The organism is Kitasatospora sp. NPDC091257 (assembly GCF_044757675.1).
In the GTDB taxonomy this organism is placed as follows: Bacteria; Actinomycetota; Actinomycetes; order Streptomycetales; family Streptomycetaceae; genus Kitasatospora; species Kitasatospora lactacystinica.
Genome location: NZ_JBIVVI010000570.1, coordinates 1 through 5,650 on the forward strand (window position 1 = coordinate 1; position 5,650 = coordinate 5,650).

Genomic DNA, 5,650 nt, shown 5'->3' on the forward strand with positions numbered 1-5,650 from the left:
CCGGCCGGCCCCCGCCTGTTCTCCCGGGTGGTCCTCGCGCCGCTGCTGGTGTCCAACGCCGTCTCCTACAGCACCGTCGGGACGGGTGCCGGCCGTCCGGTCCTGGCTGATCGGCGTCGGCTCCACCGTCTACGGCGGCGCGCTGGTCGGGAACGCCGTGGTCCGTAGGACCGATCAGGCCGGATGGCCCGGCTCGATGTCTGCCACGTCCCGGGAAGACAACACCGGGGCCGCCCCCGGCGGGGTGTGGACCACGACCGGAGCGAGCAGCAGCCCGGTGTGGTCCCCCCAGCCGGCACGGTCCAGGATCCGGCCGACGAACCAGGCCGGTGCCTCGGCGAGGACCGGCGCGCCGTGCGGGCCCTGGTACCACGCGACCCGGGCGAACGTGTCGGTGTCGTCGCCGGTCCGGCCCCCGAACGGCTCTGCCAGCCGGTGGTCGGGCGGAAGCAGGTGGACGGCGAGAACCTCCACCGCCAGGGCGACGGCATGGGTGTGGTTCGCCTTCGACGCCCACACCACGAACCGCGCGGGACGGATCGAGCACTGTCCGGCGAACCCGACCAGGCAGCCGGCCGGCTCGCGCCCGGCGGCGGTCACCACGTACACGGGGTAGTCCAGCAGGGCGGCGAAGTCGTCGAAGTCGTTCTCGGCCGGTGCCCCACGTCCGGGCCCGTTCGACGGCCGCTCAGCGGTGCGGCCGTTCGAGTCTCCCCGCCGGTCGGTCGACTTCACCGGATCGGCCATGACGGGCCTCCTACGCTCGCCGTACGCGGGTCGCCCCGCGCGTACCCTCTTCTCCCGCGACCACACCGGGCCCTCGTCCTCGCGCACGGCGCAGCGTGATGTCCCCGTCCGTCCATCACGTCCCGGGGCCGGAGGGCCGGTCGTCGTCGCCCTCCGCCCCGCCCACGCCTTCACCTCCGTCCTCGTCGTGGAAGGAGACGTCGACGTGCTGTTCGGGGCGGCGTTCCTCCTGCCTGGCGACGGACGACAGCACGTCCTCGTCGGCGTCGGTGAGCGGGGGCTGCAGGATGCTGCGCGGCCACAGCCGACGGGCGAGCACGACGTTCGTCTCGGCCGCGTAGACGGTGATCTGGGCGGCCAGGTAGAGCCAGGAGAGCAGGCCGATCACCGTGGCGAAGAAGCCGTAGACCTGGCCGGCGTGGCGCAGTTCGTGGGTGACCAGCAGGGCGCCGAACGCCTGGAGGAGGGTGAACAGCGGGCCGGCCAGCGCGCACCCCGGCCACAGCGCCCTGACGGGAACCTCCTTGGGCGTGAGCACCCGGAAGCAGGCCAGGCACACCGTGGCATTCAGCAGCGCCGAGATCAGCAGCCCCCCGACGCGGGCGAGCGGCCCGCCCAAGGCGGTGCCGACCAGTGAGGCGGCGGCCGTGGTGAGCAGCAGCCCGGCAGTGAGGACGGCGAAGAGCAACAGGCTGCGCACCAGCCGCGGCCAGTAGCCGGGCCGCCGCACTCCCGGGACGTTCCAGATCTCGGCCATGGCGTGCTGGAGCACCTGCGCGATGCCGAGTGCCCCGTACAGCAGCCCGAGGACGCCGATGACCAGGGCAAGGCCGCTGCCCTGGAGGGAGTGCACGTTCTGACGCAGCTGGTCGCCGATGATGGGGAAGTCGGCGAGCGCGGAGTCGAGCACCGACTGCTGGGCACCGGGGTGGCCGTGCAGGACGAACCCGAGTGCGGTGCTGAGCAGGAGCAGCAGCGGGATCAGCGCCACGAAGCCGTAGTACGTGATGAGGGCGGCGAGCAGCCCTCCACGGTCGTCGCCGTACTTCTTGACGACACCGACGACCAGACCGGGAACGCGGTGGCGCTGCTGGAAGCGGTCGAGGGCGCGCAGGGTTCGTTCGATCGGGTTCACGCCGACGCGTCTGCCCGCGGTGCGCGGGCCGACACCCCGGCGCCGCCCCGCGACGGCCCGCACCCGTGAGAAATCCGAACGTTAGACACGACCGAACCAGGGCAGCCGCTCAGCGCCAGGGACGACGATCGCGTGGAGGTGGGCACGATGGAGCGGAGGGAACAGGCGGCACAGCCCGGGATCGGGAGCGAACCGCGCCGTGACCATGGGCCGGCAGCCCTGCTGCGCAGGTTCGGCTCGGCCTCCGAATCCGACCTGGGCACCGCCGTCGCGGTGTGGTGCGCCTGCACCGAGGGCCGCGGGAGCGGGCGGTGAGCGGGCTCCCGGAGCCGCGCGGGCCGCTGTCCGAGGCGGTGCTGGGCCTGCTGACCGCCGGGCCGCCCGGTGCGGCCCGGTTCCTGGCACCGCCCGAGCCCGCCACCGATCCCTGGGGCGAGGACCACCAGCTCGCCCTCCACCTCTGCTACGAGCTCCACGACCGTGGGCTGCCCGGAGTCCACCCGGGCTGGGAGTGGGAACCCGAACTGCTCTCCTACAGGCGAGAGCTGGAACGGCCGTTCCTCGCCGCGGTGCGCGCCGAGGCGGAGCCTGTCCGGCCGCTGCGCCAGGCCCTGGAACGGCTCCTGGCGGAGCCCCTGGACGGCGCCGGCCCGTCGCACTACCTGCTGGCCGAGGGCGCACGATGGCACGCCCGTGAGTACCTGGTGCACCGTTCGGTCTACCACCTCAAGGAAGCCGACCCGCAGCTGTGGATGCTGCCACGGCTCCACGGTCCCGCCCAGGCGGTGCTGATGACGGTGGCCTACGACGAGTACGGCGCCGGCCGGCCCGACCGCGCCCACTGCCTGCTGTTCGCACGGATGATGGCCGACTTCGGCCTCGATCCGGAATACCGGCACTACCTCGACCTCGTCCCCGCGCCCGCGCTCGCGGTGGTCAACCTGATGACACTGTTCGGCCTGCACCGTGCGCTGCGCGGCGCCGCCGTCGGACACTTCGCCACCGTCGAGATCACCTCCTCGCCCGGCTCCGCCCGCTTGGCCGCAGCCCTGCAGCGCCTCGGCGCAGGACCGGACGGCACGCTGTTCTACCGCGAGCACATCGAAGCCGACGCAGTCCACGAGCAACTGGTCCGACGCGGTGTGATCGAAGAACTGATCACTGCTGAACCCGAGTTGGAGGCCGACATCGCGTTCGGCATCGCGGCCGCCGAGGTCGTCGACAGCCGGTTCGCCGACCACCTGCTCGGCCGGTGGCGGACCGGCCGAAGCTCGCTGCGCTCACCGCTGCCCGACGGCCGGATCTGAAGCCCGCTCCGGCCGCGCGCGGCGCCGGTGACTGGTGTCGCAGAACGGATAGCGACGGCTGCGCCGGCATGCGCACAGCGCCACCACCGGGCGGTCGCAGCGGCGCACAGTCCCGTCCGGCAGGACCACCTCCACCGGACCCTCGACCAGCAGCGGCCCGCCCGGCACGATGACCACCCGGGTCGCGGCCCTGTCAGTGCTCCCGGACACCGCGCACCACCACCAACTCCTCCTCGCGTTCGCCGGGCCGGATCAGCCCCCGCCGCTCGAACAGTGCGGCGCGCGCCGTCATGACCGGCCCGAAGGCCTGCCAGCGCCGGGCCACCACGGCCACCCGCAGTCCCGCCGACCGCAGCGCGGCCAGCGTCGCCGGGACACCGGCGAGTGAGGACTGCACCAGCAGCAGTCTCCCGCCCCTGGCCAGCAGCCGCGGCGCCTCCCGGCAGATCCGGTCCAGCAGCAGCCGCCCGTCCGCACCGGCGTCCCAGGCCAGAGCGGGCCCGCGGCCGGGCCGCGCCACGTCATCGCCGGTGGGGACGTACGGCGGGTTGGCGGTGATCAGGTCGAAGCGCCGGCCGGCGACCGGGGCCCCCAGATCGCCGCGGCACAGCCGCACCCTGCGGCGGTTCAGCCTCGCGTTCACCCAGGCGGTCGCCACCGCCAGGGCCGACAGGTCCACGGCGGTGACCCGCGCGCCCGTCCCGGCTGCGGCGAGGGCGACCGCACCGGTCCCGGTGCCGAGGTCCAGCACCCGGCTGGCGGCGTCCAGCACCTCGCGGCGCAGGCAGGCGAGCAGAAGCTCGGTGTCGCCCTGAGGCGCGTAGACTCCCGGCGCTCTGATCAACAGCATGCCGGGCGGCTGCCCGGATCGACGGCGCCCACACCTCGGACACCGGCCGGCACCGCGGGTGGCCGCCGCGGCCGCACTCCGCCGATCACGGACGCTCGCATGCCCCCGGTCCGGGTGGTGCGACGGGCGGACGTGCCGGGCGCGAACAGCGACCCGGTGGGACCGGTCAGGTCGGCTCGGTCAGCCGGATCTCCAGGTGTCCGGAGAGCACCCGGGTCTCGAACACCGGCTGCGGGGCGGTGGCCGGTCCGTGCACCACCTCGCCGTCCCGCAGCCGGAACTCGCTGCCGTGCCATGGACAGCGCAGGCAGCCGTCCATCAGCGTGCCCTCCGAGAGCGGCCCGGAGAGGTGGGCACAGCGGTCCGCGAGCACCTGGCAGTCGTCCCCGTCGCGAACCACCACCACGGCCAGTTCGCCGACCATGCGGCGGACCGGTTCGGCGGGCGGGAAGTCGTCGACCACGCCCAGCCCGACCCAGTCCGACGGCGCCAGCGGGGGCACCGCCGCCGCGCGGTTCGGACCGGCGGCCTGCCGATAGGACAGGTGCCCGCCGAGCGCGGCGCCCGCCGAGACGGCGGCCAGCCCCGCCAGGCCCAGCAGTCGGCCGTGCATCCGCCGACCACGGCAGCGGGCCGCCAGCGAGGCGCCGTACAGCAGTACGCCGGTCGTGTTGACGCCGGCGTGGACCAGCCCGGTGCGTCGGCGCGGCGGGTCGAGCCGGGCCCAGTCGACCCAGCCCGCGAGCGCGGTGGGGCCGGCGGCCAGCAGGCCCGCCGCCACCAGACGGTCGGCGCCGCGGTGCGCGGCGGGAGTCCAGTCCAGCAGCCCGGCGGAGAGCCAGCAGCCGAGCGGGAACTGGACCAGTGCGGGGTGCAGCGGGTGCCCGAGCCACACGCCGTGCAGGGCGTCGCGGTACGGCCCGAGCGGCAGCCCGGCCACCGCGCCGGCGAGCGGTTCGGCGGCTGTGTCGAGGAACTCCCAACGGGCCGGCGCGTCGAGCGCGCGGCGCAGCCGCCGGGACCACGGGTGAGTGTGCAGTGAGGAGTCCATGCCGGGCGCCTAGCCGGGCCCGCGTCCGCCAAACCTGCTTCCCCGACGAGTGCGCAGCCCCCATGCCACCCACCGGCCGGGCCCCGCGGGATGAACGTGGCGGTGCTTAGGGCGCGGCGCATCGGGAAGGCGCGCGGGCGGGCCGGGAAGGCCCCGGCCGCCAAACCCCGCGAGGAGGCCCAGATGAGCACGGTGAAGGAGACGGTCGACGTCGACGTCCCGCTGCACACCGCGTACAACCAGTGGACCCTGTTCGAGGAGTTCCCGCGCTTCATGGAAGGCGTCGAGGCCGTGACCCAGCTGGATGATCGCCACAATCACTGGCGGACCAGCATCGGCGGTGTCACCCGCGAGTTCGACACCGAGATCGTCGACCAGCTGCCCGACGAGCGGATCGCCTGGCGGACGACGGACGGCGACGTGCGCCAGAAGGGCGTCGTGACCTTCCAGCGGCTGGACGACCGGCACACCCGGGTCAACCTGGCCATCGACTTCCAGCCCGAGGGCATGGACCAACCGGTGCGCTGGGTCTGGCCGGAGAGCACGTTGAAGTAGTACGT

General features: G+C 74.1%; 6 protein-coding genes and 1 pseudogene. 2 read left to right on the top strand and 5 right to left on the bottom strand.

Going from position 1 to position 5,650, the window contains the following annotated elements:
- Positions 1-174: 174 nt before the first annotated feature.
- Positions 175-747, bottom strand: coding sequence for a flavin reductase family protein (locus tag ACIQOV_RS24520; protein ID WP_401051780.1), 573 nt, complete (start codon positions 745-747; stop codon positions 175-177).
- 115 nt (positions 748-862) lie between these two features.
- Positions 863-1,882 carry a YihY/virulence factor BrkB family protein gene (locus tag ACIQOV_RS24525; RefSeq protein WP_401051782.1) on the bottom strand — a complete coding sequence of 340 codons (1,020 nt, stop codon included), beginning with the start codon at positions 1,880-1,882 and terminating at the stop codon, positions 863-865.
- Between the two features lie 311 nt (positions 1,883-2,193).
- Between ACIQOV_RS24525 and ACIQOV_RS24530 the strand changes: the two genes are divergently transcribed.
- Positions 2,194-3,189: an iron-containing redox enzyme family protein gene (locus tag ACIQOV_RS24530; protein WP_401051784.1), complete on the top strand. Its 996-nt coding sequence runs from the start codon at positions 2,194-2,196 to the stop codon at positions 3,187-3,189.
- On the opposite strand, the gene ACIQOV_RS24535 is transcribed toward ACIQOV_RS24530, so the two are convergent.
- The 3 genes from ACIQOV_RS24535 to ACIQOV_RS24545 form a co-directional block, all read right to left on the bottom strand.
- Positions 3,163-3,399: a CDGSH iron-sulfur domain-containing protein gene (locus ACIQOV_RS24535; protein ID WP_401051786.1), complete on the bottom strand. Its 237-nt coding sequence runs from the start codon at positions 3,397-3,399 to the stop codon at positions 3,163-3,165. The two genes, ACIQOV_RS24530 and ACIQOV_RS24535, sit on opposite strands and share 27 nt — an antisense overlap.
- A complete protein-coding gene (locus ACIQOV_RS24540) occupies positions 3,383-4,039 on the bottom strand; it encodes a HemK2/MTQ2 family protein methyltransferase (protein ID WP_401051788.1) in 657 nt (218 codons plus the stop codon). Before ACIQOV_RS24540 ends, ACIQOV_RS24535 begins: the two co-directional genes overlap by 17 nt.
- A gap of 166 nt (positions 4,040-4,205) precedes the next feature.
- Entirely contained in the window at positions 4,206-5,090 is an 885-nt protein-coding gene (locus ACIQOV_RS24545) for a Rieske 2Fe-2S domain-containing protein (RefSeq protein WP_401051790.1), read from the bottom strand.
- A gap of 183 nt (positions 5,091-5,273) precedes the next feature.
- On the opposite strand from ACIQOV_RS24545, the pseudogene ACIQOV_RS24550 reads away from it, so the two are divergent.
- Positions 5,274-5,600 (top strand): annotated as a pseudogene (locus tag ACIQOV_RS24550) (SRPBCC family protein); the annotation flags it as partial.
- Positions 5,601-5,650: the final 50 nt, after the last annotated feature.

What these genes read in the sequence shown, in the direction of transcription:
- ACIQOV_RS24520 (WP_401051780.1), bottom strand. Translation starts at nt 747, where the DNA reads ATGGCCGATCCGGTGAAGTCGACCGACCGGCGGGGAGACTCGAACGGC.
- ACIQOV_RS24540 (WP_401051788.1), bottom strand. Translation starts at nt 4,039, where the DNA reads ATGCTGTTGATCAGAGCGCCGGGAGTCTACGCGCCTCAGGGCGACACC.
- ACIQOV_RS24545 (WP_401051790.1), bottom strand. Translation starts at nt 5,090, where the DNA reads ATGGACTCCTCACTGCACACTCACCCGTGGTCCCGGCGGCTGCGCCGC.